Source organism: Variovorax sp. PBL-H6, from assembly GCF_901827155.1.
In the GTDB taxonomy this organism is placed as follows: domain Bacteria; phylum Pseudomonadota; class Gammaproteobacteria; order Burkholderiales; family Burkholderiaceae_C; genus Variovorax.
In genome coordinates, this window is sequence record NZ_LR594659.1 from 3,806,869 (window position 1) to 3,831,323 (window position 24,455).

Consider the following 24,455-nt stretch of genomic DNA (forward strand, 5'->3'; position numbering starts at 1 on the left):
GTGAAACACCGAGCCGGGACGGCGCCCGGGCGGCTCCGCTGATTGGCCTGCATTTTGCGTTGATGCGCCGTGCGTGGGGACTTCGGCTCTCCGGCGGACACACTTTCAAACATATTTGCTTCCAACCGGAGACATGACTTGAACAGCAGCGCGCGCCCTTCTGCCGGACAACCTTCCGATGCCGCTCGCCTCTCCGGCGCCGCCGAAACACTCCCGCCGCCGGACCTGATCTTCATCGAGGGCTTCAGGGGCGAGACGGTGATCGGCATCCACGAGTCCGAACTGCACCGCCCGCAGCCGCTGCTGATCGACGTGCACGCAGGCGTGCCGCGGGCAAGGGCCTGCGACACCGACTGGATCGGCGACACGATCGACTACAGCGCCGTGCGCGAGCGGCTGCACAGGCTGATGGCCGAGCACCGGCTGCAATTGCTCGAGGCCTTCGCCGAAGCCGTCGCGGAGATCCTGATCGACGAGTTCCACGCCAGCTGGGTTCGCGTCAAGGTCGTGAAGCCGCACAAGTTCGACGACGTGCAATCGGTCGGCGTGCAGATCGAGCGCCAGGCGCCCGCGCACCGCACGGCGAGATCGGCCCACGGCGCGACGGTGCTGAAGTTTCTCGCCAGCGGCATGGTGCCCGCCAAGCGCTGAGCCCGCCGCGCCTCTTTCGAGGCCCATGAAAAGAAGCCGGCACGGTTCACGCGCCGGCTTCTTCTCGTCGAGCTTGCGATTCAGAGATGCGCCGCGAACGGATGCGCGGTCGTCCCCTTCTTGTCCACCACCTCGGCCGCCGTCGGCGAGCCCGATACGGCGCGCTGGATCGCCTCGCGCGTCGCCTGGTAGTTGTAGTCCTGGATCTTCTTGTCGTCGGTGGCTTGCCAATGGATGAACACGCCCACGCACAGGAACAGGTTGTCGGCCTCGGCCATGGGGATGGTGCCGTCCTCGACGCTGTCGGCCACGGCCAGTGCCACGGCGCGCTGGGCCGGCCCGAACATCTGCACTGCCTGCGTCGCGCCCTTGATGGTCACCTTGTTGAACATGACGGTCGGGGGTTTCGTCAGCAGGTTGGGCGCCACCACTGCAAGCAGAGAAGTGAACCCGTCCTTGTTGTTGGTCAGCGCGTTGGCGAAGGCCGTTTCGGCGGCACCGCCGCGCGGGCCGATGAGCAGGTCGATGTGGGCGACTTCATTGCCCTCGCCGACGAGCGATTCGCCCACCATCAGTCGATCGATTTTTGCCATGGTCTCGGGTCTCCTCTAAGGTGATAGGGTCGTTGCGGCACGGCCGGGATGACCAGCGCAGAGCCGTGGGTATCACGATCCGTGCCACCCGATCGCTGCATCGCGCGCCGGCGCCGCGCTCGATTCGACGAAGCCGGCAAGCATCAGGGCCGCCACCGTCAGATCGGCACTGGTCCCCGGGTTGATGCGTGCGGCTTTCAGGCTCGCGTCCCAGCTCGCGAAGCCGGGGTCGGCATCGAGCACGGCGCCTGCACGCTCGCGCTCGCGCCAGCCTTGCGCCGCCGCCATGACAGTCTGTGCCACGCCCTCGCCGTGATTTCGAACAATGTGTGAATCGGCGAAGTCGCTCAGCCAGGCCAGGTAAAGGCGTTGGACGCGCGCCACAGTGCTCGCGTCGGGCAACGCAGCGGGATCGGCAGCCCCTTGCCCGCAGGCGACCGTGCCGGGCGGCACTTCGAAGGCCAGCGCGAACAAGTCCGCGTATCCGTCGCGGTACTGGCGCGCGATCAGGTCGCGCTGCGCGGCCAGGGCCATGGCGGCGCGCAGGTCGATGCTCGGCACGTCGCGCACATCCTCGGCCGGCGCACTTCCCAGGCCGCCGGGACGCGCGCGCGCGATCGCGCGGTACGCCGCGCGCGCATCCTCGACGTCGAGCGCCGCCAGCACCGAGTCGACGGCCTCTTCGAGGGCGGCTCGCGTCGTGGCGCCAGGGTGGCGTTCCACGGCGACTGCAATGGGCGCGCACAGCAGCAGGATGCCGAGGTTGGTGTTGCATCCCGCGACGGCCCAGCTCGCGGCGACGGCTCGCTCGATGCGCGCGCCCACGCCCAGGCCCGGCTCGAACAGCGCGCCGGCGGCGGCTTGCGCGCTGGCGATGAACATCGAAGCCTCCATGCCGTGGCCCGGAGAAACGAGGCTGACATTGCCCGGCTTGCGTACCGCGACATCGAGCCAGCAGGCCCGCAGGAAAGAGGCGCGCGCCCGTTCGATCGCGGCTTGCGGTTCGCTCATCAGGCGCGCCGCTCCGGAGCCATGCCGTCCTGCAGACGAGGCCGCATCTGCACCATCTTGCGGTCGAGCAGATCGTCGACGATGGCGCGGGCGATGTTGAACGCGGTCACGCGCTGCAGCCCCTGCCATGCGGCAACGCCATTGACTTCCAGCACCTGGATGCGCGGTCCGCTCGCCGCAGCGATGAGGTCGACTCCCGCATAGTCCATGTCCAGCGCGAGTGCGGCGCGTTCGGCCAGTCGCGCGAGCGGCGCTTCGAGTTCGGCCGGCTCGCAGCGGGCGCCCTGGGCCACGTTGTGGATCCAATGCGCGCTGACGCGCCGCATCGCGGTCACGGCGCGCCCGCCCACCACCAGCACGCGCCAGTCGAACCCCGGCGCGGTCACTGGCGGCACGAAGCGCTGCAGGTAAGCGAGCCCCGCGTAGCGCGCGTCGATGTCGGGCATCGCATGGTGTTCCCCGTCGATCTCGCCCACCAGCTGCAGGTCCTTGCCTTGCGAACCGAACAGCGGTTTGATCACCAGCGCATGGCCCGCCGCCGTCTCGCGCATCGCAATGCGCCGGGCCTGGGCCGCGGATTCGGTCGCCCAGGTGGGCGGAGCGGGAATGCGCGCGGCATGCAGCAGCAGGCTGGTCATCGACTTGTCGACCGTACGCTCGATCGCGCGGGCGTCGTTGTAGACCGGCACGCCGAGCTCACGCAACGCATGCAGCACGCCGAGGCGCTTGGTGACCTGCTCGAAGCTGCCGCCGGCGATGCCGCGGACCAGCACCGCATCGGGCAGCTCGCGGCCGTAGCCGGGAATGACCAGGCCATGCCATGCGGCCGTGGTGTCGATCTGGCAGGCGGCGAGATCCACGCAGCGTCCGACGGCGCCGCGTGCGCGCAGCGCGGCTTGCAGCTGGCGCGTGTGCCAGCCGATCTCGTCGCTCATGATGGCCACGCGAAGGGTCATGCGTGGACTCCGCGGATCGAACGCGTCACTTCAGGCCTCCTGCAGCCACAGCCGCTGCAGCAGCGCCATGTCGCAGGCGCCGCCATGCCAGGTGCGTCCGCTGTCGAGGTTGCTGACCCACACCTCGGCCGGGGCGAACAGCGCGTGGTCGATCTTGTAGAAGTCGTACGCCGCCTCCCTGAAGATCTCCGCGAACGAGCGACCGTGGTCCGGCGAGTTGCGCGAGGGCAGCGCGTGCGCCAGCGCACGCGCTGCGTCGTCACCGCCGCGCACCGCCAGATGCACGCGCCCGCCGTAGAGGATCGCGTCGTTGGTGCGCCCCATGGCTTCCACGCCGTCGCTGCTCGGCGAAGGCAGCGGCGCGCTGCCGGCGCCATCGACAATGTCTGCCAGCGAATAGCCGAGCTCGTGCGCCTTGTGCAGTGCGACCTCGAGCACGCGCGCGACCACCTGCGTGGTGCCCGCGAGGCTGGTGGTGGGCGTGAGGATCAGCGTCAGGCCCTCGGCGGGCAGTTCGCAGTCGCGCAGCACCTTGTCGATGACGATCTTCGGCGGCATGCGGTCGACCTCCAGCACGAGCACGCCGGCTTGCGCGTGATCGCGATAGCCGAGCTCGCCGAAGAGCTTCTCCTTGACCGCCAGCGCGCGCGCCGGACCGGAGCCGAGCGAGAAGAACTTCTTGCCGCCGGTCTCCTCCTTGGTGGCCGACAGGCTCCAGCCTGCGTACTGGCTCCCCAGGCAGGCCAGCACCGGCCGCGAGCTCCGGACATCGAGCCAGCTCGGCCAGGCTTCGGCGCTGCCCCCGCCCCGCAGCACCACGTGGCCGAGGCCGCCCATGCAGATCTCGCCGATGCGAAGTCCGGCCGCGATGCTGCCGCGGGCCTCGATGCCGGCATCGACGATGCGCACGCCGGTGTCGTCGTCGCGTTGCACGCGCAACCCGAGCACTTCGGCATCGGCCAGCAGGCGCTCGACCAAAGGCCGGGCCAGCAGGTTGACGCTCAGGGCCGCGTCGGTGCACGGCGGGGAAATGTTGCTCATGCCAAGGTCTCCAGTGATTGCAACAGCCGGTCGCGGCCTTGGTTCAGGCGCGTGCGCACCTCCAGGGCGCTGCTTCCGCTCGCGCTCAGGGTGCACAGGGGGTCGTCGGCATCGAAGTGCTGCCCGGCGGCGGGCAGGTCGTGGATGCCGGGCCAGGCGTCAAGCTGCCGTGCTGCCGCTTCATCGAGCCGCATCGGCCGGGGCGCGAACACGATCTCGATCCCTTCGATCTCCCTCACCTGCCGTGGCGTTGATTGCGGCAGCTCGCCATGAACGCAGGCACGCAGGTGCATCTGCATCAGGCCCGGCCAGCCGGCCTGCCTGGGATACAAGCTCATGCTCGCGGGCGGCCGCGGGTTGACTTCCAGCACACCGATCGCGTCGCCGTCGCGCATGAAGTCGAGGCTGCACAAGCCCTGCAGCGCGAACTCCGCGACGAGCGCACGCGCGATCGCAGTCACGCGATGCGCAATGCCGCTCGCCAGCGGCACCGGACCGACAGCGCCACAGAAGACGCAAGGCCGCGCGCCGAAGGTGCGCACGCTCAGTTCGTTGAATCCGAGCACATGGGCATCCCGTCCATTGGCAATGAAGGTGGCGGACATCGGCACGCCTTGCATCTCGCGCTGGAAGTACCGGTGCGCGTACGGCTGCTCGTCCTTTCGCCAGGGCGGCCGGCGGACATGCCAGCCGCCGCAGCCATGCGCGTCTTTCATGAGCCAACCCGCCGCGTCCTCCGGCGGGTCGAGGCTCACTCGCGGATGCGGCATGCCGCGCGCGGCCAGAAAGCCGAAGAACACCGCCGGATCTCGCAGGCGGCGCACCGCCGCCGCAGCGGTACCGATCAGCGGCAGCACTGCGGCGCCGCGTTCGAGCAGGTCGGGCTCGCCCTCGAAGCCGCTGCCGGCCACCCAGCCCACCAGCGGGTCCCCGCTTGCGCGCTGGCGCGCCAGCGCGCCCAATGCCCCGAGCACTGCCGCCGCATCGATGCGCAGGCTGCCCGGTTCGCCGATCGGCAGCCAGCTGGACGCGGCGCGGCGCGTATCGACGTCGCCGAAGAGATCGAGCGCGACCACGTCGAAGCCATCGAGCGCCGCGGCCTCGGCCATCGCACGCGCGGAGATGGCGGCCACGGCGAGCGTCGGCATTACGCGGTCTTGGCGGCCTGCTCGGCCAGGAAGGCGCGAGCGACGGCGAAGGCCTCGGCAAAGCCGAGCACCTGCGGCTTGTCGGCCTCGCACATCTGGACCAGCAGGCGATGCTGCGTCTGGTACTTGACGTTGCCGATCGCGAGCGCGCCGATGCCGACAGCCTTCGTGCCGGCCAGCGGCTTGGCGTCGTCCATCACGCCGAGGCCGGCGATGCCTTCCGGCGGCACGGCATTCACGTCGGCGGCCACCTTGAGACGGGTGGCGGCGCCGAGCGCCTCCGCCGACACGACCTGGACACCCGCCGCCGCGCAGGCCAGCAGGACATCCGCCTCGCCGAGGGACGTGCGCACCGCGGCGGGGTCGCCGCCAGACCGGCCGTGCAAGCCGACCCCGAAGCGCCGGCCGGTTTCCTGCGCCGCCTCTTCGGCGGCATCGATGCCGTTGCGGCTGGACAGGAAGACTTCGGCGCCGCCGAGCGCTGCAATCACGCCCGCCACGCGGCCCACCGGACCGGTGCCGCCCAGGATCAGCACGCGCTGGCCTTCCAGCGCCTGCCCCTGGCGCTTCAGGGCCGCCTCGACGCAGGCCACCATCGCAGCGGCCGTGGTGTAGGCGCCGCTCGGATCGGCCATCAACGAGACGACGAAGGGCTTGACCATCGAGGTCTTCGCGCGCTCGAGCATGTCGGCCGCCAGCAGCGCGTCGCGTCCGCCGATGAAGATGCCGGTTCGCGCGGCGCCCTTCGGCCCGCGCGAGAAGATGGTGTCCTGCGTCAGCGCGGCGATGCGGTCGAGGCCGACCTCGCAGTACGGCACGATGATCTGGTAGCCGGCATCCGCTGCCATGTTGATGTCGAAGGGGCTCATCTGCCGGCCGGGCGTGAACATGTGGAGGATGCGAGGACGTTCCATGGGAGCCTTCGGGTGTGGAGGGTGTGCTGAAGCTGGACGATGCGCTGGCGGCCCGTCAATCGGCGTGCGGCTGCGAAGGGACATCCCGCACCACCGCTGCATGGTTGCGGCCGGAGACGATCCGCAGTTGCAGGCCGGCGTCGACCTGCGCGGCCGCATGCGCGGCCTTCACCAACGCGTCGGCCTGGGCCTGGGAGGGGAGGATGGCGAAGCCCGTGGGACCCCATGAGCTTTGACCGATGGCGGCCTGCGGTCCGGGCTGGCCGCCGCGGTCCGCATCGGCGATCCACTGCATCAGCCGGCCGACCGCGGGGCTGGTGAAGGCGCCGCCCTGGGCCGGTCCGAAATGCTGGCCGAGCAGCTCCTGCATCCGGTTGATGCCTTCGGCGAAGGGCGCGAACTCGGCACTCGCCGCGGCAGGCAGGATGCGCATCAGGACCTGGTGGCAGATGTCGGCGGCGCCGGCCCGCGGCAAGGGCGGCAAGACGGCGATCGCCTTCTTCTCGTCGCCGCCCGAAAGCCCGCGGTGCGAGGGGTCCTGGACCAGGACGATGCGCCAGGCCCGCGGGAACTCGACGCGCGACAGCAGCGGCGCGGGCAGGCCGTCCCTGCCCGGCCCTCCGTCGACGAGCAGGCCGCCGGCGTCGAATCCGGCGATACCGACCCCCGAGCGAAGGCCGCGGCCGAGCCAATGCGCCAGGGTGGCGGTGCTCAGCCCCAGACCGTGCCATTGGTCGAAAGCCCGGCCGATGGCGCACGCGAGTTGCGTGCCGGAGCCGAACCCCGCGTGCGACGGGAGCACCTGCAGCAGCCGCAGGCACAGCGGCGCGTGACGGCCGCTGCGCTGGCGCAGCAGCCGCAGGAAGGCGCCGGCGCGCTCGAGTTCTGCGCGTTCGGTCGGCGTGTCGCCGCTCATGCAGTCCGATTCCGCCGCCGTCAACTCGACCTCGGTCGTGAAACCGTCGATGACCAAGCCCAGGCTGCCGAATGGCCGGCCCAGCGAACCCGACGGATCAAGGAAGCCCAGGTGCAGGCGCCCCGGCGCGCCGACGCGCACGGTGCGTACAGCCAGGTTGCGCCGGGAAGCGAGTGCTGCGGTTGCGGGTGGATTCATGAAGGGCGATGGCGACAGGCAAGCCGGGACAGCCTCGTCATAGCAAGGGTCGTTCCTCCGGCGTTCCACAAGGGCCGAACCGTGCGTCGGCGCCGCGCCTGCGCCTTCGATGTGCCAGGACCGGAACAATGTGTCACAGCGCGGCCGGGCGCCGCACGGATCGGCGGGAGGTGCCTACACTTGCCCGTTCTTCCCCCACATCCCTGGAGACACAAGAAATGCGCGTCAAGGACAAATCCATCATCGTGACCGGCGCCGGCGGCGGCATCGGCGAAGGCATCGCCAAGCGCCTCGCGGCAGAAGGGGCGCAGGTCATCGTGAACGACATCAACGCCGCGCTCGGCGAACAGGTCGTCGAGGCCATCCAGCGCGCGGGCGGCAAGGCTTCCTTCTTCGCCGCCGACGTCACGAAGGCGGCCGAGGTCCAGGCCCTGGTCGCCGCCGCCGTGCAGCGCCACGGCAAGCTCGACGTGATGGTCAACAACGCCGGTTGGACCCACCGCAACCGCCCGGCCCTCGAAGTCGGCGAGGACGAGTTCGACCGCTGCTATGCGGTCAATGTGAAGAGCATCTATCTTTCCACCATCCATGCGGTGCCGGCCTTCCGCGCCAATGGCGGCGGCGCCTTCATCAACATCGCGTCGACAGCCGGCGTGCGTCCGCGTCCGGGCCTGACCTGGTACAACGGCTCGAAGGGCGCGGTGATCACCACCAGCAAGTCGCTGGCCGCGGAGTTCGGGCCGGACAACATCCGCGTCAACTGCATCAACCCCGTCTTCAACCCCGACACCGGCCTCGCGGCCGAGTTCGCCGGCGGGCCGATCACCGAGGAGCGCAAGGCCAAGTTCCTCGCCACCATTCCGCTCGGCCGCTTCTCGACCGCGCTCGACGTCGCGAACGCGGCGCTGTACCTGGCCAGCGACGAGGCCGCCTTCATCAGCGGCGTGTGCATCGAGGTGGACGGCGCGCGCTGCGTGTAGGCCCGGTGACGGGAACGGATGTCCCCTTCTCGATGTCCCTTTCCGGATGTCCGCTTTCGGCAAGCCCCTATTTCGCCTGGAGGGGCGCCAGACCCGGCAATGGGGTAAATTGCCTTTCGCCATGAGCAGCAAGCACATCGTCCCCGTCTCCCAGATCGGCCGCGCCCGCCGCGACGCCGCGCTGCCCGAGCACGCGGTGGCCGCGAGCGGCGTGCTGCTCGACCGGCTCGCGCGTCCGCTCACCGACCTGCGCATCAGCGTCACCGACCGCTGCAATTTCCGCTGCAGCTACTGCATGCCCAAGGAAGTGTTCGACAAGGACTACCAGTACCTGCCGCACGGCGCGCTGCTGAGCTTCGAAGAAATCACACGGCTGGCGCGCATCTTTGCCACGCACGGCGTGCGCAAGATCCGGCTCACGGGCGGCGAGCCGCTGCTGCGCAAGAACCTCGAACTGCTTGTCGAGCAGTTGGCGGCAATCCGCACGCCCGAAGGCAAGCCGCTGGACCTCACGTTGACGACCAACGGCTCCCTCCTGGCCCGCAAGGCCGCTGCGCTCAAGGCGGCCGGCCTGCAGCGCGTCACCGTCAGTCTCGACGGCCTCGACGACACCGTGTTTCGCCGCATGAACGACGTCGACTTTCCGGTGGCCCAGGTGCTCGCGGGCATCGATGCGGCGCACGCGGCCGGCCTCGGGCCGATCAAGGTCAACATGGTGGTCAAGCGCGGCACCAACGAGCAGGAGATCCTCCCGATGGCGCGGCGCTTCCGCGGCACCGGCGTGGTGCTGCGCTTCATCGAGTACATGGATGTCGGCGCCACCAACGGCTGGCGCATGGACGAGGTGCTGCCCTCGGCCGAGGTGCTGCAGCGCGTCGCCGAAGCGTTCCCCTTGGTGCCGCTCGAGGCCACGGCCCCCGGCGAGACCGCCGAGCGCTGGGCCTACCGCGACGGCGGCGGCGAAATCGGCGTGATCAGCAGCGTGACGCAGGCCTTCTGCCACGACTGCACCCGCGCGCGCCTGTCGACCGAGGGCAAGCTCTACCTCTGCCTGTTCGCGACCAGCGGCCACGACCTGCGGCCACTGCTGCGCGGCGATGCCGACGATGCGCGGATCACCTCTGCCATCGGCCACATCTGGCAGGGCCGTGCCGACCGCTACTCCGAACTGCGCGCGCTGCGCGGCCCCGATGCGGAGGCGGCCAGCGGCGCCCGCCGTGTCGAGATGAGCTACATCGGCGGATGAACGACGCGACCACCATCGCCACCGGCGAGATCACCGGCCTGGTCCTCGCCGGCGGCCGCGGCTCGCGCATGGGCGGCATCGACAAGGGCCTGCAGAACTTCGACGGCACGCCGCTTGCGCTGCACGCGCTGATGCGGCTGCAGTCGCAGGTCGGCGAGCTGATGATCAATGCCAACCGCAACATCGCGGCCTACGAATCCTTCGGCGTGCCGGTCTGGCCCGATGGCCTCGCGGACTATGCGGGGCCGCTGGCGGGCTTCCTGACCGGGCTGGAGCGCTGCGAGACGCCCTACCTGCTCACCGTGCCCTGCGACACCCCGCTGTTCCCCCTCGACCTTGCCGCCCGCCTCGGCGAGGCGCTGCTGGCGCACGACGCCGAGATCGCGATGGTCAACGCCCCCGAGGCCGCGGCCGAAGCGGACGGCGCCTCGGCCCTGCGGCCCCAGCCGGTGTTCTGCCTGCTGCGCGCCACCCTGCTCGAAAGCCTGGTGCGCTTCACGCAGGGGGGCGGCCGCAAGATCGACCGCTGGACCGCGCAGCATCGCACGGCGCTGGTCCCCTTCGACCGGCCGGGCGATGCACCCGGTGCCTTCTTCAACGCCAACACGCTGGCCGAGCTGCACGCGCTCGAAGGCCAGCGACGCTGAGCCTCTACCTCTCATGAGCCGCATTGCCGAGATCGCCGCCGAGCTGGCCGGCTACGACCCCAGGGCCCTCGGCGTCGACGCGGTACAGGGCTTTCTGGCCCGGCTCGCGGAATCGGCGGTCGTCACGCAGACCGAGCCCATCGCGCTGCGCGACGCGCTCGGGCGCGTGCTCGCCGAGGACATCATCTCGCCCGTGAGCGTGCCGCCGCACGACAACTCGGCCATGGACGGCTTCGCCTTCGACGGCGCCGTGCTGCCGGCCGACGCCGCCAGCGACGCCTCGGTGAGCCTGCGCGTGGTCGGCACCGCGCTCGCCGGCGCGGCCTGGCGCGGCACGCTGGCGCCGGGTGATGCCGTGAAGATCATGACGGGCGCCGTGATGCCGGCCGGGCTCGACACCGTGGTGCCGCAGGAGTTCTGCTTCGTCGAGGGCGAACAGGTGCGCTTTCCCGCCAAGGCCCTGCGGCGCGGCGACAACCGCCGCCTGGCCGGCGAGGACCTGCAGCAAGGCCGGCCGGCCCTGTTGCGCGGCGAGCGCCTGTCGCCCGCCGCGCTGGGCATGGTGGCGAGCCTCGGGTTGCCGATGGTGCCGGTGCTGCGCCGCCTGCGCGTGGCCTACTTCTCCACCGGCGACGAGATCCTGAGCCTGGGCGAGCTGCCGCGTGAAGGCGCGGTCTACGACAGCAACCGCTACACCGTGTTCGGACTGCTCACGCGCCTCGGCTGCGAGGTGATCGACCTGGGCCTGGTGCGTGACGACCCCGCCGCGCTGGCCGACACGCTGCGCCGCGCCGCGACCGAGGCAGACGCGATCATCACCAGCGGCGGCGTCAGCGTCGGAGAGGCCGACCACACGCGCGCCGTCATGCAGCAGCAGGGCGACATGGCTTTCTGGCGGGTGGCGATGCGCCCGGGCCGGCCAATGGCGGTAGGCCTCATTCCGAGGCCGCGCCAGGCCGGTCGCACGTCCGTGCTGTTCGGCCTCCCTGGCAATCCGGTCGCGGTGATGGTCACCTTCCTCGCCTTCGTGCGGCCGGCCCTGCTGCGCATGATGGGCTGCCACGAACAAGGCTGCGCGCCGCCGCCCCTGCTGCGCGCCAGGAGCGTCGATGCGATCCGCAAGAAACCGGGCCGCACCGAATACCAGCGCGGCCGCGTCGAGCCGGTGCCGGGCTCGGTGCCGGAGGTACGCATCGCCGGCAACCAGGGGTCCGGCGTGCTCAGCTCGATGGTCGAGGCCAATGGCCTCGTCGTGTTGCACCACGCGCAGGGCACCGTGGCGGCGGGCGACCTGGTCGACGTGATGATGTTCGAGGGCGTGATCTAGGATCGCGGCCTCACCCGCGCAGGAGACGCGCATGCTCGCAGCCAGAATCGAGTTGATGCAGCAGATGCCGATCTTCGGCGCCATCGACGCCGAGGCCATCGAGTTCCTGCTCGAGCCCGCACCGGTGGTCGAGGTCGCGGGGGGCAGCTACTTCTGCCACGAGGGCGACATGGCCGACGGCATGTACGTGCTGGAGCGCGGCCGCGTGACCGTATCGAAGAGCTGGGAAGACCAGCGCCTGCTGCTGCGCCGGCTCGGGCCGGGCGACTGCTTCGGCGAGATGGCGCTGTTGGACCTGTTCCCGCGCAGTGCGTCGATACGCGCCGACGAGGACTGCAGCGCCATCCGGATCACCTCCGACAACCTGCTGCGCCTGTTCGAGCACGATGCCGTGCAGTTCGCTCTGATCCAGATGAACATCGGCCGCGAGATCAGCCGCCGCCTGCGCCACACCGACGAGCTGCTGTTCCGTGCGCGCATGGGCGAGGTGCTGGAGGCGCCGGAGCGCCTCGTCACGCGGCCGGCCGAGCTCTAGATCCGCCCCAGCGCCCGCTCCACGCCCTTGTTGGCCAGCATATCGGCGCGCTCGTTGCCCACGTCGCCCGAGTGCCCTCGCACCCAGCGCCATTCGATCTGGTGGCCGCCTTCGGCCACCAGCTTGTCCAGCTCCCGCCACAGCTCCGCGTTCTTCACCGGCTGTTTGGTCGAGGTCAGCCAGCCCTTGGCCTTCCAGCCGCGGATCCACTCGGTGATGCCCATGCGCACGTACTGGCTGTCGAGGTAGAGGATCACCTTGCAAGGCCGCTTGAGCGCGCGCAAGCCCTCGATCACGGCCTTGAGCTCCATGCGGTTGTTGGTGGTGTTGAGCTCGCCGCCGAAGAGCTCCTTCTCGGTCGTTGCCGACTTGAGCCAGGCGCCCCAGCCTCCCGGGCCCGGGTTGCCCTTGCAGGCCCCGTCGGTGTAGATCTGTACTTCGGTCAAGAACCGCTTCCTTGTCGTTGTCGTGATCGGTGATGTGGATGGTGGTGGCCCCGGTGCACCTTGCCGGCGATGGGCACCGGTGCGCTCGCGCGCTGTGCCGCGCGGCGCCAGTCCGCGGACAGCAGCCGCATGCCGCGCACCCGCTTGACCGCGACCAGGAAGTACACCGCGCCGAAGATGGGCCACCAGCGCTCGCCCAAAGTGTCGAACCAGCGGCAGCGCTCGAGCCATGCCTCGCTACGCACCGCCGGCCGATAGATGCCGAAGTCGCCCGACTCCACCTCGAAGCTCAGGAGGCGCAGCCAGTCGCGCATGCGCCGGTAGCCGATGAAGTCGCCGGAGTCGGGCAGGAACAGCTCGCCGAACCCCAGCCGGCGATACAGGTGCGCACGCCACTGGCGCATGCCCCAGAGGCTCGCCGGATTGAGCCCGCAGATCACTACGCGGCCCTCCGGCACCAGCACGCGCTCGACCTCGCGCAGCGTGCCATGCGGGTCGTGGCTGAGCTCCAGTGCATGCGGCAGCACCACCAGGTCGAGGCTGTTGGCAGAGAACGGCAGCGCCGTGAAGTCGGTGAACAGCGCCACGCTCCTTGCGGCGGCCGCAGGGTCGTCCAGCGCCAGCCAGCGATGTGGCATGCGGTTGGTGCGCAGTCCGTCCACCTCGGCCACGCCGAGCTGCAGCGCGTGGTAGCCGAAGACGTCTGCCACGGCCAGGTCGAAGCGCGACTGTTCCCAAGCCAGCAGGTAACGACCGGGAGGGGTCTGGAACCAGTCGTGCAAACCTATAATTTGATCGCTCATGAAGCTCGTTCCACTACCCGCCTTCGCTGACAACTACATCTGGATGCTGCAGGATGGGCACGACGCGATCGTGGTCGACCCGGGAGATGCCGCGCCGGTGTTCGACGCGCTCGCTCGCGGCAATCTGCAGCTGGCCGCGATTCTAGTCACGCACCATCATGCCGATCACACCGGCGGTGTCGCGGCCTTGCGAGACGCCACTGGCGCGCCGGTCTTCGGCCCTGCGCGCGAAACGATTCCCGAGCCCCTCACACGCCTGGCCCAGGGCGACCAGGCAGAGGTCATGGGCCTTCGCTTCGAGGTGATCGAGGTGCCGGGCCACACCGCGGGCCACATCGCGTACTTCCTGCCGGCCGATGCGGCGAACACCGCTGCCGGCGCACCCGCCCCGCTGGTCTTCTGCGGCGACACGCTGTTCTCCGGCGGCTGCGGCCGGCTCTTCGAGGGCACGCCCGCGCAAATGCTCGCCTCGCTCGACGCGCTGGCCGCGCTGCCTGGCGAGACCCGCGTGTGCTGCGCCCACGAATACACACTTGCTAACCTTCGCTTCGCACACGCCGTGGAACCACGCAACGCCGCGTTGACTCAGTACACGGCGCAGTGCGAGGCACTGCGTGCGCGCGGCGAACCGACGTTGCCCTCGCAGCTCGCCACCGAACGCCAGATCAACCCCTTTCTTCGCAGCCGCGAAGCCGCTGTCCTGCAAGCAGTGCGCGCGCATGCCCGCCTCTCCCCGCACACCGGCGAGGCCGAGGTCTTCGCCGCACTGCGCCAATGGAAAAACGACTTTCGATGAAATTCATCCTTGCTGCCTGCCTCGCCGGCTCGCTGCTGCTCGCGGGCTGCGCGAGCCCCACCGGCACGGGCTCCTCTTCCTCGACCACCGATACCGCAGCCTCCACCGCCTCGAGCACTGCCGCGGCCCCGGTCTATCCCGGCGGAGCACTGACCCCGATCACCTCGGGCACCACCCGCTCGCGCTCCGTCGTCACGCTGGCCCCGCCCGCCGACATGTGGGATCGCATCCGCCGCGGCTTCAAGATGCCCGACCTCGACAACGAGCTGGTGCGCGACCGCGAGCAGTGGTATGCGAGCCGGCCCGACTACATGCAGCGCATGACAGAGCGCTCGAGCCGCTACATCTTCCACATCGTCGAGGAGCTCGAGCGCCGCGACATGCCCACCGAGCTGGCACTGCTGCCCTACATCGAGAGCGCGTTCAACCCGCAGGCCGTCTCGAGCGCGAAGGCCGCCGGCATGTGGCAGTTCATGCCCGCGACCGGCACCGACTTCGATCTCAAGCAGAACATCTTCCGCGATGACCGGCGCGATGTCATCGCCTCGACCCGCGCGGCGCTCGACTACCTGCAAAAGCTCTACGGCATGTTCGGTGACTGGCACCTGGCACTGGCCGCCTACAACTGGGGCGAGGGCAGCGTGAGCCGCGCCATCGCCAAGAACCAGCGCGCCGGCCTGCCGACGGGCTATGCCGACCTCAACATGCCGGCCGAGACCCGGTACTACGTGCCCAAGCTGCAGGCGGTGAAGAACATCGTCGCCAACCCCGAGCGCTTCAACGCCGACCTGCCGATCATCGCCAACCACCCCTACTTCCAGACCGTCACGCTCAAGCGCGACCTCGACGTCGCCCTTGCCGCCAAGCTGGCGGACGTCAAGATCGAGGATTTCCGCGCCCTCAACCCCTCCGCCCACAAGCCGGTGCTGCTGGCCGCGGGCACGCCCGAGATCCTGCTGCCGTGGGACAACGCGGCCGTGTTCCAGCGCAATTTCGAGGCCTATACGCAAGGCCAGTACGCGAGCTGGACCGCCTGGACGGTGCCCTCCACGATGACTGTCTCCGACGCCGCCCAGCGCTCGGGCATGAGCGAGGCCGACCTGCGCGCGATCAACAGCGTGCCGCCGCGCATGCTGATCAAGGGCGGCTCGACACTCATCGTGCCGCGCGGCGCACGCGTGCAGGAGGACGTGCAGGCCACGGTCGCCGACACCGGCCACCTGAGCTTCCAGCCCGAGATCGTGACTCGCCGAACCACGGTCAAGGCCGGGCGCCGGGACAGCGTGGCGAGCATCGCCCGTCGATACAGGGTCAGCGCGGCCAGTGTTGCCGAATGGAACGACGTCAACACGAGCCATGTCTTCCAGCGCGGCGGGACGGTGGTGGTCTACCTGCCGGTGCGGGCTGCACGCGCCGAGCGTGTCGGCCGAGGTGTCGCCGCGCGTGACCGGCATGACAGCACGGTGGTGATGACCAGCAAGCGGGGCGGAGGCGTCGTCAAGACCAGCACGGCCAAGACCACGCCGGCCGCCCGCTCAAGCGCATCGAGCAAGATCGTGCGCGAGAAGCGCGGCGGCACGCCGTCCAAGAAGAAGCGCTAGCCGGGTGCGGCGGGCAGGCAGCGCCGCAACCTTGCGAGGCCCTCAGAGCTTCTCGGTCTCCCCGCTCTTCGGCTGCCATTTCATGAGCCTGCGCTCGATGAGGCCCACCAGCCCATCGAGCACCAGCGCGAAGGCGGTGAGCACCACGATCCCGGCGAACACCGTGTCGACATCGAAGGTGCCTTCGGCCTGCAGGATCAGGTAGCCCACGCCGCGCGCCGAGCCCAGGTATTCGCCCACCACGGCGCCGACGAAGGCCAGCCCCACGGAGGTATGCAGGCTGGAGAAGACCCAGCTCGTTGCGCTCGGCAGATAGACGGTGCGCAACAACTGCCTCCGGCTGGCACCCAGCATGCGCGCGTTGGCCAGCACCACCGGGCTGACCTCGCGCACGCCCTGGTAGACATTGAAGAACACGATGAAGAACACCAGCGTGACCGCCAGCGCCACCTTGCTCCAGATGCCCAGGCCGAACCACAGGGCGAAGATGGGGGCCAGGATCACGCGCGGCATCGAGTTCGCGGCCTTGATATAGGGGTCGAGGATCAGGCTCGCAATGGGCGCCAGCGCAAGCCACAGTCCGCAGGCCAGGCCAAGCAGGGTGCCGATGCCGAAAGCCAGCACGGTCTCGAGCAGCGTCACGCCGAGATGCTGGTAGATGTCGGCGCGGCCGGACAGGCCATCGGGAAAGAGTCCGTTCGGCGCGATGTCGATGGGCAGGAACCAGCTCCAGATCCGGCCTGCCACCTTGACCGGCTCACCGAGGAAGAAGGCGACCTTCGTGTCGCGCGACACCAGGTGCCACAGCACCAGCAGCACGACCAGCAGCGCAAGCTGCCAAGCGCGCGCATTGCCTTCGTTCGGCCGCAGCCTCATCAGGCGGCCTTCTTCAGTTGCTGCGCATAGCCTTTGAGCACCTCGTCGCGCAGCACGTTCCAGATTTGCGTGTGCAGCTCGACAAAACGAGGATGCGTGCGCACCTCGGCCACGTCGCGCGGGCGCGCGAGGTCGATGACGAACTCGCCGATCGGGTGCGTGGCCGGGCCGGCCGAGAGCACCACCACGCGGTCGCTCATGGCGATCGCCTCGTCGAGGTCGTGCGTGATGAAGAGCACCGCCTTTCGTCCTTGTGGGCCCCCGGGCGCTTCGCGCCCGCCCCCCGAGGGGGTGAGCACCGGGCTTGGAGCGGCCCGGCGCCCGGTGCTCGGGGCCGCCCACAGCTCGAGCACCTCGTTCTCCATCAGCTGCCGCGTCTGCACGTCGAGTGCGCTGAAGGGTTCGTCCATGAGGATGATGTCCGGATCCAGTGCCAGCACCTGGGCCAGCGCGGCGCGCTTGCGCATGCCGCCCGAGAGCTCGTGCGGATAGCGGTCGCCGAAGCCCGCCAGCCCCACGCGCGCCAGCCACTGTTCGGCCAGCGCCCTCGCCGGCGCATCGGGCATGCCGCGGTACTGCAGGCCCAGCATCACGTTGCCCAGCGCGCTTCGCCAGGGCATCAATGCCTCGGTCTGGAACATGTAGCCCGCGCGGGCGTTGAGGCCTGAAAGGTTCCGGCCGAAGACCTTTACCGTGCCCGAGGACGGCTCGAGCAGGCCGGCGCCGACGTTGAGCAGCGTCGACTTGCCGCAGCCCGTGGGCCCCACCACCGAGACGAACTCGCCCGCGCGCACGCGCAGCGAGGTTCCGGCGACCGCGGTGTAGCGCTGGCTGCGCTCGTCCTTCGAGCGGAAGGTGCAGCTGATGTCGAGCAGTTCGAGCGCGTGGTCGGAGTCAGCGGACATGGGCGGAAAAAAAGACCCGGCCGCAGCCGGGTCGCGAAAACGGCAACTCAGGCTTTGAAGCGCTCCTTCGCACGCCTCGCGAAGTCGTTGGTGTAGGTCTTGGCCAGTTCGATCTTGTCGGCCTTCACCGTCGGGTCGAAGCTGGCGATGGCAGCCAGCGCGGTCTTCGGGCCCTCGGTCGGCACGATGCCGTCGGTCGCGATCGCCTCTCGCACCTTGTCGAAGGAAGCGAGGTACAGCGCACGGTCGCCAAGCAGGTAAGTCTCAGGCACCGTCTTGATGATGTCGCCCGGCCCCGCGGTCTGCAGCCACTTGAGGCCGTGCACGATCGCGTTGGCCAGCGCCTGGCAGGTGTTCGGATTCTTCTGGATGAACTCGGCTGGCGCGTAGAGGCAGGCCGCCGGCATCGGGCCGCCGAATACCTCATGCGTGCCCTTCAGCGTGCGCGTGTCGCTGATGATCTTCACGTCGCCCTTCTGCTCGAGCATGGTCATCACCGGGTCGGTGTTGCTGATGGCGTCGATCTGGCCCGAGCGCAATGCCGTGAGCGCGCCGGCCGCCACGCCCACGCCGATGAAGCTCACGTCGCTGGCCTTCAGCCCGGCGCGCGAGAGCACCAGGTTGGCCACCATGTTGGTCGATGAGCCCGGTGCCGACACGCCGATCTTCCTGCCCTTGAGATCGGCGATGCCCGTGTAGCCCACCATGTTCTTGGTCGACACGCCGATCGCGATCTGCGGCGCGCGGCCCTGCAGGACGAAGGATTGGAAAACCTGGTTCTTGGCCTGCAGGTTGATGGTGTGCTCGTAGGCGCCCGAGCAGACGTCGGCCGAGCCACCCACGACGGCCTGCAGCGCGCGCGCGCCACCGGCGAAGTCGGAGATCTCGACATCGAGACCCTCGGCCTTGAAGTAACCCAACTGCTCGGAGATGGTGAGCGGGAGGTAGTAAAAAGCCGCCTTGCCGCCGACCGCGATGGAGATCTTCGGCTTCTCGAGCTTGGCCTGCGCGCGCACCCAGAGCGGCACGGCAAGGGATGCCGCACCCAGGGTCGCGGCGACGGTGAAGCTTCGGCGGTGGAGCATGCGTATTAGCCCTCTGGCTCTCGGGGTTCGTTGTTCACTTTTTCGAATCGAGCTTAGGGGCGCGCACCATCTGCCTGCATCGGGAACATCCCGTGCGGGTTTCCACGTAAACACGAAGACTACTTCGCCGTCGACTCCCTGGCTTTATGCAAGCGGCCTCCGGACGAGGCCGGCGAGCCGATCCGGCGAACGAATCCTAGAAGCCGGCGATGAAGAGGATCGCGATGTTGAGCGCGAACGCGAGCGCCCAGGCCGCGCTGCGTGCTGTGCCGAAGCCGCCGATGTAGAACGCGATGTAGACGATGCGCAGGAGCACGTAGGCCGCGGCCAGCACGTCGAGCCGCGCCTGCGCCGCGCCGAGCTGATGCGCGATCACCACCGCGCCGATGAAGAAGGCAAGGCCCTCGAAGCTGTTGTTCTGTGCGGCGAGCGCTCGCGCGCGCCAGCCGGCCTGGCGCGTCGTCCATTCGCGTGGCGCCTGGTTGTCGCGCAGCCTGAAGCTGCCGATCTTTGCGATGTAGGCGGCGAGGTATGGCAAGAGCGCCGCGACCAGCACGCACCAGTAGGCCAGCGTCAATGCGGGCAGGCGCATGCTCAGCGTCGGTCGACCAGCGCGTGCGCGATGGTGCCGAGGTCCACGTACTCGAGTTCACTGCCGGCCGGCACGCCGCGCGCGAGCCGCGTCACGGTGAGGCCGCGCTGACGCAGCGCCTCGCCGATCACGTGCGCGGTGGCCTCGCCTTCAGCGGTGAAATTGGTGGCGAGGATCACCTCGCTCACCGTGCCGTCGAGCGCGCGATCGAACAGTTTTGAAAGGCCGATGTCCTTGGGGCCAATGCCGTCGAGCGGACTCAGCTTGCCCATCAAGACGAAGTAGTAGCCGCGGAAAGCGCCGGTGCGCTCCAGCGCGGCCTGGTCCGCCGGCGTCTCGACCACGCACAGCTTGGTGGCGTCGCGGCGTGCGTCGAGGCAGACGCTGCATACCGGCGCCTCGGTGAAGGTGTTGCAGCGCTCGCAATGCCGCACCTGTGCGGCGGCCTCTTGCAGGGAGCGCGCCATCCGCTGCATGGCCTCGCGGTCGTGCTGCAGCAGGTGGAAGGCCATGCGCGAGGCCGACTTGACGCCGACGCCGGGCAAGCGGCGCAAGGCCTCGATCAAGGCATCGAGCGCACTGGAATCCGCCATTCGGGCGCTTAGAAGGGCAACTTCATGCCGGGCGGCAGGCCGGGCATGCCCGCGGTCAACTTGCCCATCTTCTGCTCGCTGGTCTCCTCGGCCTTGCGCACCGCGGCGTTGAAAGCGGCAGCCACCAGGTCTTCCAGCATGTCCTTGTCATCCGCCAGCAGGCTGGGGTCGATGGTGATGCGCTTGACGTCGTGCTTGCAGGTCATCACGACCTTCACCAGGCCGGCGCCCGACTCGCCCTCGACCTCGATGGTCGCCAGCTCTTCCTGCGCCTTCTTGAGGTTGTCCTGCATTGCCTGGGCCTGCTTCATGAGGCCGGCAAGTTGTCCTTTGTTGAACATCGTTGGTCCTGTCGTTGTTGGATGCATAAAAAAATGGATCAGGCAGGCCGCAGCGTACCCGGCACGATCCTGGCGTCCCAGTCGCGCATCATGGACTGCACTTCGGGGTCGTTGCGGATCGCTTCCTCGGCCTCGCGTTGGCGCGCGTCGGCCGCCTGCTTGTTGCGGCGTGCCGGACTGTCGGTCACGACGCCGATCTCGATGGCGAGTTTCACGCCATGGCCCAGCGTTGCCAGCGCCAGCTGCAGTTTGTCACGGCTGCCCGCCTGGTTGAGCGACTCGCGCTCGACGCGCAGCAGCCACTGGTCGACGTCGCGCGCCACCAGTTGCGATTGCAGCGCGAGCTCGCGCGCCAGCGCGGTAATGGCCTCGGCCGCCACCAGCTGCGTGACGGTCGCATACCAGAAGTCGCCTTCCTCGCTCGGCTCGATGGGTGACGGAGCGCTCTCGCGGGCGAGGTCGCGTGCGCCGGGCGGCGGCTGCACGCGCACCTGCATGGCCACCACCTGGGCAGCCGACGGGGTCGCTTCGGGCGAGGGCTGCGGGGCTGCGGGGCGGCCTTCTTCGCGCACCTGCAGGCGATGGCCCGGTGGCGCGGCGCGCGCTGCGCCGGAGGAGGCAGAGTCCGCAGATGGGTCAGATGGGGCAGATGTGTCGGAGCTTGCGCGAGCTGCCGCAACGGGTTGGACTGCCGAAACCGCGGGCCGAGGCATCTGCACACGCTCCGGCACGGCCGCTGGGGCTTCATTCAGAGTTTTTTTTTCCGCGTCGGCCGCAGCCGCAGGCTTGAACGCCAGCAGGCGCAAAAGCACCATGGTCAGCGCGGCGTACTCGTCCGGCGCCAGGCCCAGTTCGCCGCGGCCGTGCAGGCACAGGCTGTAGAGGAGTTGCGTCTCGTCGGCCGGCATCGCGACGGCGAGGCGTGCGGTCTCGGCTGCATCGGGATCGCTCGCATCACTCGGCTCGGCGCGCGAGGGCACGGCCTGCAGCACCGCCATGGCCTGGAGCACGGCTGTCATTTCCTCGAGCGTGGAGGCGGCCGACAGGCCGTCGCGGCGCAGCCCCTCGGCGGTCTCGACCACCGTCTTGCCGTCGCCCTGCGCCAGCGCCTCGATCAGGCGGAACACGTGGCCGCGGTCTACGCTGCCCAGCATCCGGCGCACGCCGCCTTCGGTCAACTCGCCGTTGCCGAAGGCGATGGCCTGGTCGGTCAGCGACAGCGCATCGCGCATCGAGCCGCGTGCCGCGCGCGCGATCAGCCGCAGCGCATGCGGCTCGGCCGGCACGGCCTCGGTCTGCAGCACACGGGTGAGGTGCTCGAGCACCGTCTCGGGCGCCATCGGGCGCAGGTTGAACTGCAGGCAGCGCGACAAGACAGTGACCGGCACCTTCTGCGGATCGGTGGTGGCCAGCACGAACTTGAGGTATTCCGGCGGCTCCTCCAGCGTCTTCAGCATCGCGTTGAAGGCATGGCCGGTGAGCATGTGCACCTCGTCGATCATGAAGACCTTGAAGCGCCCCTGTACCGGCTTGTAGACCGCCTGCTCCAGCAGGGCCTGGACCTCGTCCACGCCGCGGTTCGAGGCTGCGTCCAGTTCGGTGTAGTCGACGAAGCGACCCGAATCGATGTCCTTGCACGCCTGGCAAACGCCGCAGGGCGCGGCGGTGATGCCGCCCTGCCCGTCAGGCCCCTGGCAATTGAGCGACTTGGCCAGGATGCGCGAAACGGTGGTCTTGCCGACGCCACGCGTCCCGGTGAAGAGATAGGCATGGTGCAGCCGCTGGGAGGTCAGCGCGTTTTCGAGCGCCTGCACCACATGCTCCTGGCCCACCATCTCGCTGAAGGTCCTGGGGCGGTGCTTGCGTGCGAGAACGAGATAGGCCATCGGCGCATTTTAGGTCGACGCCCACGAGGGCCCCTCGATGCCCTCCGACGAGATATAGGCCTTTTTACTTATAGATTTTCATCATTTCCCTCCTAGCATGGCATGGCGTCCGAGGAGACCGACATGCCCACTGCGCACCCCCGAAGCGCCCGCCCGCCCGCTGCCGGCAAAACCAAGACCCAGCCGGCAGGCGCGCGTCGCTACTGCATGCAGCCTGTTCAGGCGCCGCGGCTATTCGACAGCAGCGTCTCCGCGGGCCGCGCCTCTGCCATTCTGGCCGCGAGCAAGAAGTGGGTGAATGGCACGCAGCTCAACTACTACTGCTACAAGCGGGGCGACAGCGTGCCGGCTGCCTGGCAGGGCAACAGCGCCGATGCGGCGGTGGTCGAGGAGGCTTTCGAGGCATGGGCCAAGCTGGGCATCGGCATCGGCTTCCGCCGCGTCGAGGCGCCCGAGGACGCGATCGTTCGCATCGGCTTCGATCCGCAGGACGGCTCCTGGTCCTACGTGGGCCGCGATGTGCTCGGCGTGCGCGACCCGCTGCAGCGGACGATGAATTTCGGCTGGCCGCTCAACACCGACTACGGCCGCGACACCGCGCTCCACGAGATCGGCCACACACTGGGCCTCGAGCACGAGCACCAGAACCCCCATGCCGGCATCACCTGGAACCGGCAGGCGGTGATCGACTACTTCTCGGGTCCGCCCAACCATTGGCAGGAGCCTCAGATCGAGTGGAACATCCTGCGCAAGATCCCGGCCTCGGAGGTCAAGGGCACGACCTGGGACCCGGACTCGGTGATGGAGTACCACTTCGAGCCCGGGCTCATCGATGGGCCGGCGCAGTACCGGGAAGGGCTGGTGCCCAAGGGCGGGCTCTCCTACGCCGATAAGGCCTGGGTGGTGGAGTCGTACCCCGGCGTGCGGGCGCCTGCGCTTGGCACGCTCAAGGTGGGGCTGTCGCAGCTGCTCAAGATCAAGGCCGGAGAGACCCGCAATTTCGAGTTCGTGCCGCCGCGCACGCGGACCTACAACATCGGCACGTTCGGCACATCGGACACAGTGCTGGTGCTGTTCGAGGTCACGCCCGCCGGCAACGTGCAGATCGCCGGCAGCGACGACAGCGGCACCGACCTCAACGCGCGCGTGAGCATGCGCTTGCAGAAGGGCCGCCATTACCTGGCCGGCGTGCGCCTCTACTACGCCGACGCCGCCCTCGAGACCTCGCTCATGGCCTGGTGAGGCGAAGGGCCTCGGGCCGTCGCCTACAATTGCGGCTGACGGGCCTCCCCGCATGGTGAAGTGGCCAACCGGGTCAGGTGGGGAACCAAGCAGCCCTAACTGCGTAGCCAGTGCCGGGGGTAAGGCTCGTCAACCTCATGCCAAAAAGCCGTGAGTTCTCAAGAACTTACGCGCTATCAAGGACTTACAAGCCCCTCTCTGTAGCACTTGCCAGTGTCACTTCCTCGGAACAAGCGCGGCGGAAAACCCGCCACGATCACGGGAGCAGACATGGCACAGGTGGAGGGATTGAACCTTCGGGGCTCGCGGTTCGTCGTTCCGATCGTCGTCCCGAACGATCTTCCGTGGGTCTACGGCAAAACTCGCGTGAATTTCGCCTTGGGCACCAGCGACAGGCGCGAGGCAACACTTCTGGCGACCCTGAAGCGTGCCGAGTGGCTCGCTGATTTCGAGGCTAAGCGGAGCGCACTGGCGCCGTCCGCCATCGACGCAATTACTCCCGCGCGGGAGCCGGACAAGCCCCGCGTCGCCTCTTGGGGCGTTCTGAGGGCCGCCTGAGGCCATTCTGCCAATCAATAGAGAAACCAATGCATCTGGTCCGGAACAACGGCAAACGCAATCACCGCTCGCAACTCCAAAAATTGATAGAGGACTCGGAAACCTCCGTGCTTTGTTCCGGCTGGATCAATTTAGCAGGACTGGAACGTCTCTTGGATTCGATTGACTTGGCGATACGGAACAAGGCCAAAGTCACGGTCTACTCAAATAAGAAGCACACCGAGGCGGGGGCCGTCGCAGCGCTGAGGACGAGGCCCGAGGTAAGGCATTTCATCGCAAACCATTACCACCGATACCTCCACTCAAAAATCTACTTCTTCGAAAAGGATGATCGGTACACGGCCCTCATCGGTTCCGGCAACATCACACTCGGCGGCTTGGTCTCAAGTGAAGAGCTTTCGGTCCGCTTGACGGGCGCCATAGGCGACCCGCATCACGCGCAAATCGCTGCGTACCTCAAGAACTTGGAGGTCGTCCTGAAGGAGTAGCGGCGATCCAGTACTTTGCCCTAAGGTTGCCCGTTGCGGGCCCTCATGCGGGCCGTTGGCACTCTACCAAACGGATGAGG

27 protein-coding genes and 1 other RNA gene are annotated in these 24,455 nt (G+C 68.7%); 12 read left to right on the forward strand and 16 right to left on the reverse strand.

Annotated elements, in window-relative coordinates; all coding sequences use genetic code 11:
- Positions 1–138: 138 nt before the first annotated feature.
- Entirely contained in the window at positions 139–651 is a 513-nt protein-coding gene (locus G3W89_RS17985; protein WP_162575455.1) for a dihydroneopterin aldolase, read from the forward strand.
- 80 nt (positions 652–731) lie between these two features.
- Here G3W89_RS17985 and fae read toward each other — a convergent pair whose 3' ends face one another.
- The 7 genes from fae to G3W89_RS18020 all read right to left on the reverse strand — a co-directional run bounded on the left by fae (position 732) and on the right by G3W89_RS18020 (position 7,428).
- On the reverse strand, positions 732–1,244 hold the full coding sequence (gene fae, locus G3W89_RS17990; RefSeq protein WP_162575456.1) for a formaldehyde-activating enzyme: 513 nt from the start codon (positions 1,242–1,244) through the stop codon (positions 732–734).
- A gap of 72 nt (positions 1,245–1,316) precedes the next feature.
- Complete coding sequence (locus tag G3W89_RS17995) at positions 1,317–2,255, reverse strand: triphosphoribosyl-dephospho-CoA synthase (RefSeq protein WP_162575457.1); 939 nt, start codon at positions 2,253–2,255, stop codon at positions 1,317–1,319.
- Positions 2,255–3,211 (reverse strand): ATP-grasp domain-containing protein, encoded by a 957-nt coding sequence (locus tag G3W89_RS18000; protein ID WP_162575458.1) that lies wholly within the window; start codon positions 3,209–3,211, stop codon positions 2,255–2,257. Before G3W89_RS18000 ends, G3W89_RS17995 begins: the two co-directional genes overlap by 1 nt.
- A 30-nt stretch (positions 3,212–3,241) precedes the next feature.
- Positions 3,242–4,252 (reverse strand): methenyltetrahydromethanopterin cyclohydrolase, encoded by a 1,011-nt coding sequence (gene mch / locus G3W89_RS18005; RefSeq protein ID WP_162575459.1) that lies wholly within the window; start codon positions 4,250–4,252, stop codon positions 3,242–3,244.
- On the reverse strand, positions 4,249–5,400 hold the full coding sequence (locus G3W89_RS18010) for an ATP-grasp domain-containing protein (RefSeq protein WP_162575460.1): 1,152 nt from the start codon (positions 5,398–5,400) through the stop codon (positions 4,249–4,251). The genes mch and G3W89_RS18010 overlap by 4 nt, the downstream gene beginning before the upstream one ends.
- Positions 5,400–6,314 (reverse strand): NAD(P)-dependent methylenetetrahydromethanopterin dehydrogenase, encoded by a 915-nt coding sequence (locus G3W89_RS18015; RefSeq protein ID WP_162575461.1) that lies wholly within the window; start codon positions 6,312–6,314, stop codon positions 5,400–5,402. Before G3W89_RS18015 ends, G3W89_RS18010 begins: the two co-directional genes overlap by 1 nt.
- 55 nt (positions 6,315–6,369) lie before the next feature.
- Positions 6,370–7,428, reverse strand: coding sequence for a beta-ribofuranosylaminobenzene 5'-phosphate synthase family protein (locus tag G3W89_RS18020; RefSeq protein ID WP_162575462.1), 1,059 nt, complete (start codon positions 7,426–7,428; stop codon positions 6,370–6,372).
- A 218-nt stretch (positions 7,429–7,646) separates the two neighbouring features.
- Between G3W89_RS18020 and G3W89_RS18025 the strand changes: the two genes are divergently transcribed.
- From G3W89_RS18025 to G3W89_RS18045, 5 genes are all read left to right on the forward strand, one after another.
- On the forward strand, positions 7,647–8,408 hold the full coding sequence (locus G3W89_RS18025; RefSeq protein ID WP_162575463.1) for an SDR family oxidoreductase: 762 nt from the start codon (positions 7,647–7,649) through the stop codon (positions 8,406–8,408).
- A 121-nt stretch (positions 8,409–8,529) separates the two neighbouring features.
- Entirely contained in the window at positions 8,530–9,654 is a 1,125-nt protein-coding gene (gene moaA / locus G3W89_RS18030; protein WP_162575464.1) for a GTP 3',8-cyclase MoaA, read from the forward strand.
- On the forward strand, positions 9,651–10,301 hold the full coding sequence (gene mobA / locus G3W89_RS18035) for a molybdenum cofactor guanylyltransferase MobA (RefSeq protein ID WP_162575465.1): 651 nt from the start codon (positions 9,651–9,653) through the stop codon (positions 10,299–10,301). Before moaA ends, mobA begins: the two co-directional genes overlap by 4 nt.
- Before the next feature lie 13 nt (positions 10,302–10,314).
- Positions 10,315–11,628, forward strand: a complete 1,314-nt coding sequence (gene moeA, locus G3W89_RS18040) for a molybdopterin molybdotransferase MoeA (protein ID WP_162575466.1) — start codon at positions 10,315–10,317, stop codon at positions 11,626–11,628.
- Positions 11,629–11,659: 31 nt separating this feature from the next.
- Positions 11,660–12,163 carry a Crp/Fnr family transcriptional regulator gene (locus G3W89_RS18045; RefSeq protein WP_162575467.1) on the forward strand — a complete coding sequence of 168 codons (504 nt, stop codon included), beginning with the start codon at positions 11,660–11,662 and terminating at the stop codon, positions 12,161–12,163.
- Here the strand turns inward: G3W89_RS18045 and rnhA are convergent.
- Positions 12,160–12,609, reverse strand: a complete 450-nt coding sequence (gene rnhA / locus G3W89_RS18050) for a ribonuclease HI (RefSeq protein WP_162575468.1) — start codon at positions 12,607–12,609, stop codon at positions 12,160–12,162. The genes G3W89_RS18045 and rnhA overlap by 4 nt on opposite strands.
- The gene (locus G3W89_RS18055) at positions 12,606–13,391 is read right to left on the reverse strand and encodes a class I SAM-dependent methyltransferase (protein ID WP_162577537.1); all 786 of its coding nucleotides are present in this window, start codon (positions 13,389–13,391) and stop codon (positions 12,606–12,608) included. The genes rnhA and G3W89_RS18055 overlap by 4 nt, the downstream gene beginning before the upstream one ends.
- Positions 13,392–13,410: 19 nt before the next feature.
- Here G3W89_RS18055 and gloB point away from each other — a divergent pair, with 19 nt between their 5' ends.
- Together gloB and G3W89_RS18065 are read left to right on the forward strand one after the other, a co-directional pair.
- A complete protein-coding gene (gene gloB / locus G3W89_RS18060; protein WP_162575469.1) occupies positions 13,411–14,208 on the forward strand; it encodes a hydroxyacylglutathione hydrolase in 798 nt (265 codons plus the stop codon).
- Entirely contained in the window at positions 14,205–15,809 is a 1,605-nt protein-coding gene (locus G3W89_RS18065; RefSeq protein ID WP_162575470.1) for a transglycosylase SLT domain-containing protein, read from the forward strand. Before gloB ends, G3W89_RS18065 begins: the two co-directional genes overlap by 4 nt.
- Before the next feature lie 42 nt (positions 15,810–15,851).
- On the opposite strand, the gene G3W89_RS18070 is transcribed toward G3W89_RS18065, so the two are convergent.
- The 7 genes from G3W89_RS18070 to dnaX form a co-directional block, all read right to left on the reverse strand.
- Complete coding sequence (locus G3W89_RS18070) at positions 15,852–16,685, reverse strand: ABC transporter permease (protein ID WP_162575471.1); 834 nt, start codon at positions 16,683–16,685, stop codon at positions 15,852–15,854.
- Positions 16,685–17,590 (reverse strand): ABC transporter ATP-binding protein, encoded by a 906-nt coding sequence (locus G3W89_RS18075; protein ID WP_162575472.1) that lies wholly within the window; start codon positions 17,588–17,590, stop codon positions 16,685–16,687. The genes G3W89_RS18070 and G3W89_RS18075 overlap by 1 nt, the downstream gene beginning before the upstream one ends.
- Before the next feature lie 47 nt (positions 17,591–17,637).
- Positions 17,638–18,675, reverse strand: coding sequence for an ABC transporter substrate-binding protein (locus G3W89_RS18080; RefSeq protein ID WP_162575473.1), 1,038 nt, complete (start codon positions 18,673–18,675; stop codon positions 17,638–17,640).
- A 196-nt stretch (positions 18,676–18,871) separates the two neighbouring features.
- Positions 18,872–19,267: an MAPEG family protein gene (locus G3W89_RS18085; protein ID WP_162575474.1), complete on the reverse strand. Its 396-nt coding sequence runs from the start codon at positions 19,265–19,267 to the stop codon at positions 18,872–18,874.
- Positions 19,268–19,269: 2 nt separating this feature from the next.
- Positions 19,270–19,860 carry a recombination mediator RecR gene (gene recR / locus G3W89_RS18090; protein ID WP_162575475.1) on the reverse strand — a complete coding sequence of 197 codons (591 nt, stop codon included), beginning with the start codon at positions 19,858–19,860 and terminating at the stop codon, positions 19,270–19,272.
- Positions 19,861–19,868: 8 nt separating this feature from the next.
- Positions 19,869–20,201 (reverse strand): YbaB/EbfC family nucleoid-associated protein, encoded by a 333-nt coding sequence (locus tag G3W89_RS18095; protein WP_012747441.1) that lies wholly within the window; start codon positions 20,199–20,201, stop codon positions 19,869–19,871.
- A 38-nt stretch (positions 20,202–20,239) separates the two neighbouring features.
- Positions 20,240–22,087: a DNA polymerase III subunit gamma/tau gene (gene dnaX / locus G3W89_RS18100; protein ID WP_162575476.1), complete on the reverse strand. Its 1,848-nt coding sequence runs from the start codon at positions 22,085–22,087 to the stop codon at positions 20,240–20,242.
- Between the two features lie 123 nt (positions 22,088–22,210).
- Here dnaX and G3W89_RS18105 point away from each other — a divergent pair, with 123 nt between their 5' ends.
- The 4 genes from G3W89_RS18105 to G3W89_RS18120 all read left to right on the forward strand — a co-directional run bounded on the left by G3W89_RS18105 (position 22,211) and on the right by G3W89_RS18120 (position 24,375).
- Positions 22,211–23,329 (forward strand): M12 family metallopeptidase, encoded by a 1,119-nt coding sequence (locus tag G3W89_RS18105; RefSeq protein ID WP_162575477.1) that lies wholly within the window; start codon positions 22,211–22,213, stop codon positions 23,327–23,329.
- A gap of 37 nt (positions 23,330–23,366) precedes the next feature.
- An RNA gene (ffs, locus tag G3W89_RS18110) (signal recognition particle sRNA small type) lies at positions 23,367–23,463 on the forward strand.
- 136 nt (positions 23,464–23,599) lie between these two features.
- Positions 23,600–23,887: a DUF6538 domain-containing protein gene (locus G3W89_RS18115; RefSeq protein ID WP_162575478.1), complete on the forward strand. Its 288-nt coding sequence runs from the start codon at positions 23,600–23,602 to the stop codon at positions 23,885–23,887.
- A gap of 152 nt (positions 23,888–24,039) precedes the next feature.
- The gene (locus tag G3W89_RS18120) at positions 24,040–24,375 is read left to right on the forward strand and encodes a restriction endonuclease PLD domain-containing protein (RefSeq protein WP_162575479.1); all 336 of its coding nucleotides are present in this window, start codon (positions 24,040–24,042) and stop codon (positions 24,373–24,375) included.
- The last annotated feature ends 80 nt before the right edge of the window (positions 24,376–24,455 follow it).

Bases quoted from the DNA above. Each gene is read 5' to 3' on its own strand.
- fae (WP_162575456.1), bottom strand. From the start codon at position 1,244: ATGGCAAAAATCGATCGACTGATGGTGGGCGAATCGCTCGTCGGCGAG.
- G3W89_RS17995 (WP_162575457.1), bottom strand. From the start codon at position 2,255: ATGAGCGAACCGCAAGCCGCGATCGAACGGGCGCGCGCCTCTTTCCTG.
- G3W89_RS18000 (WP_162575458.1), bottom strand. From the start codon at position 3,211: ATGACCCTTCGCGTGGCCATCATGAGCGACGAGATCGGCTGGCACACG.
- mch (WP_162575459.1), bottom strand. From the start codon at position 4,252: ATGAGCAACATTTCCCCGCCGTGCACCGACGCGGCCCTGAGCGTCAAC.
- G3W89_RS18010 (WP_162575460.1), bottom strand. From the start codon at position 5,400: ATGCCGACGCTCGCCGTGGCCGCCATCTCCGCGCGTGCGATGGCCGAG.
- G3W89_RS18015 (WP_162575461.1), bottom strand. From the start codon at position 6,314: ATGGAACGTCCTCGCATCCTCCACATGTTCACGCCCGGCCGGCAGATG.
- G3W89_RS18020 (WP_162575462.1), bottom strand. From the start codon at position 7,428: ATGAATCCACCCGCAACCGCAGCACTCGCTTCCCGGCGCAACCTGGCT.
- G3W89_RS18025 (WP_162575463.1), top strand. From the start codon at position 7,647: ATGCGCGTCAAGGACAAATCCATCATCGTGACCGGCGCCGGCGGCGGC.
- moaA (WP_162575464.1), top strand. From the start codon at position 8,530: ATGAGCAGCAAGCACATCGTCCCCGTCTCCCAGATCGGCCGCGCCCGC.
- mobA (WP_162575465.1), top strand. From the start codon at position 9,651: ATGAACGACGCGACCACCATCGCCACCGGCGAGATCACCGGCCTGGTC.
- moeA (WP_162575466.1), top strand. From the start codon at position 10,315: ATGAGCCGCATTGCCGAGATCGCCGCCGAGCTGGCCGGCTACGACCCC.
- G3W89_RS18045 (WP_162575467.1), top strand. From the start codon at position 11,660: ATGCTCGCAGCCAGAATCGAGTTGATGCAGCAGATGCCGATCTTCGGC.
- gloB (WP_162575469.1), top strand. From the start codon at position 13,411: ATGAAGCTCGTTCCACTACCCGCCTTCGCTGACAACTACATCTGGATG.
- G3W89_RS18065 (WP_162575470.1), top strand. From the start codon at position 14,205: ATGAAATTCATCCTTGCTGCCTGCCTCGCCGGCTCGCTGCTGCTCGCG.
- G3W89_RS18070 (WP_162575471.1), bottom strand. From the start codon at position 16,685: ATGAGGCTGCGGCCGAACGAAGGCAATGCGCGCGCTTGGCAGCTTGCG.
- G3W89_RS18075 (WP_162575472.1), bottom strand. From the start codon at position 17,590: ATGTCCGCTGACTCCGACCACGCGCTCGAACTGCTCGACATCAGCTGC.
- G3W89_RS18080 (WP_162575473.1), bottom strand. From the start codon at position 18,675: ATGCTCCACCGCCGAAGCTTCACCGTCGCCGCGACCCTGGGTGCGGCA.
- G3W89_RS18085 (WP_162575474.1), bottom strand. From the start codon at position 19,267: ATGCGCCTGCCCGCATTGACGCTGGCCTACTGGTGCGTGCTGGTCGCG.
- recR (WP_162575475.1), bottom strand. From the start codon at position 19,860: ATGGCGGATTCCAGTGCGCTCGATGCCTTGATCGAGGCCTTGCGCCGC.
- G3W89_RS18095 (WP_012747441.1), bottom strand. From the start codon at position 20,201: ATGTTCAACAAAGGACAACTTGCCGGCCTCATGAAGCAGGCCCAGGCA.
- dnaX (WP_162575476.1), bottom strand. From the start codon at position 22,087: ATGGCCTATCTCGTTCTCGCACGCAAGCACCGCCCCAGGACCTTCAGC.
- G3W89_RS18105 (WP_162575477.1), top strand. From the start codon at position 22,211: ATGCCCACTGCGCACCCCCGAAGCGCCCGCCCGCCCGCTGCCGGCAAA.
- G3W89_RS18115 (WP_162575478.1), top strand. From the start codon at position 23,600: ATGGCACAGGTGGAGGGATTGAACCTTCGGGGCTCGCGGTTCGTCGTT.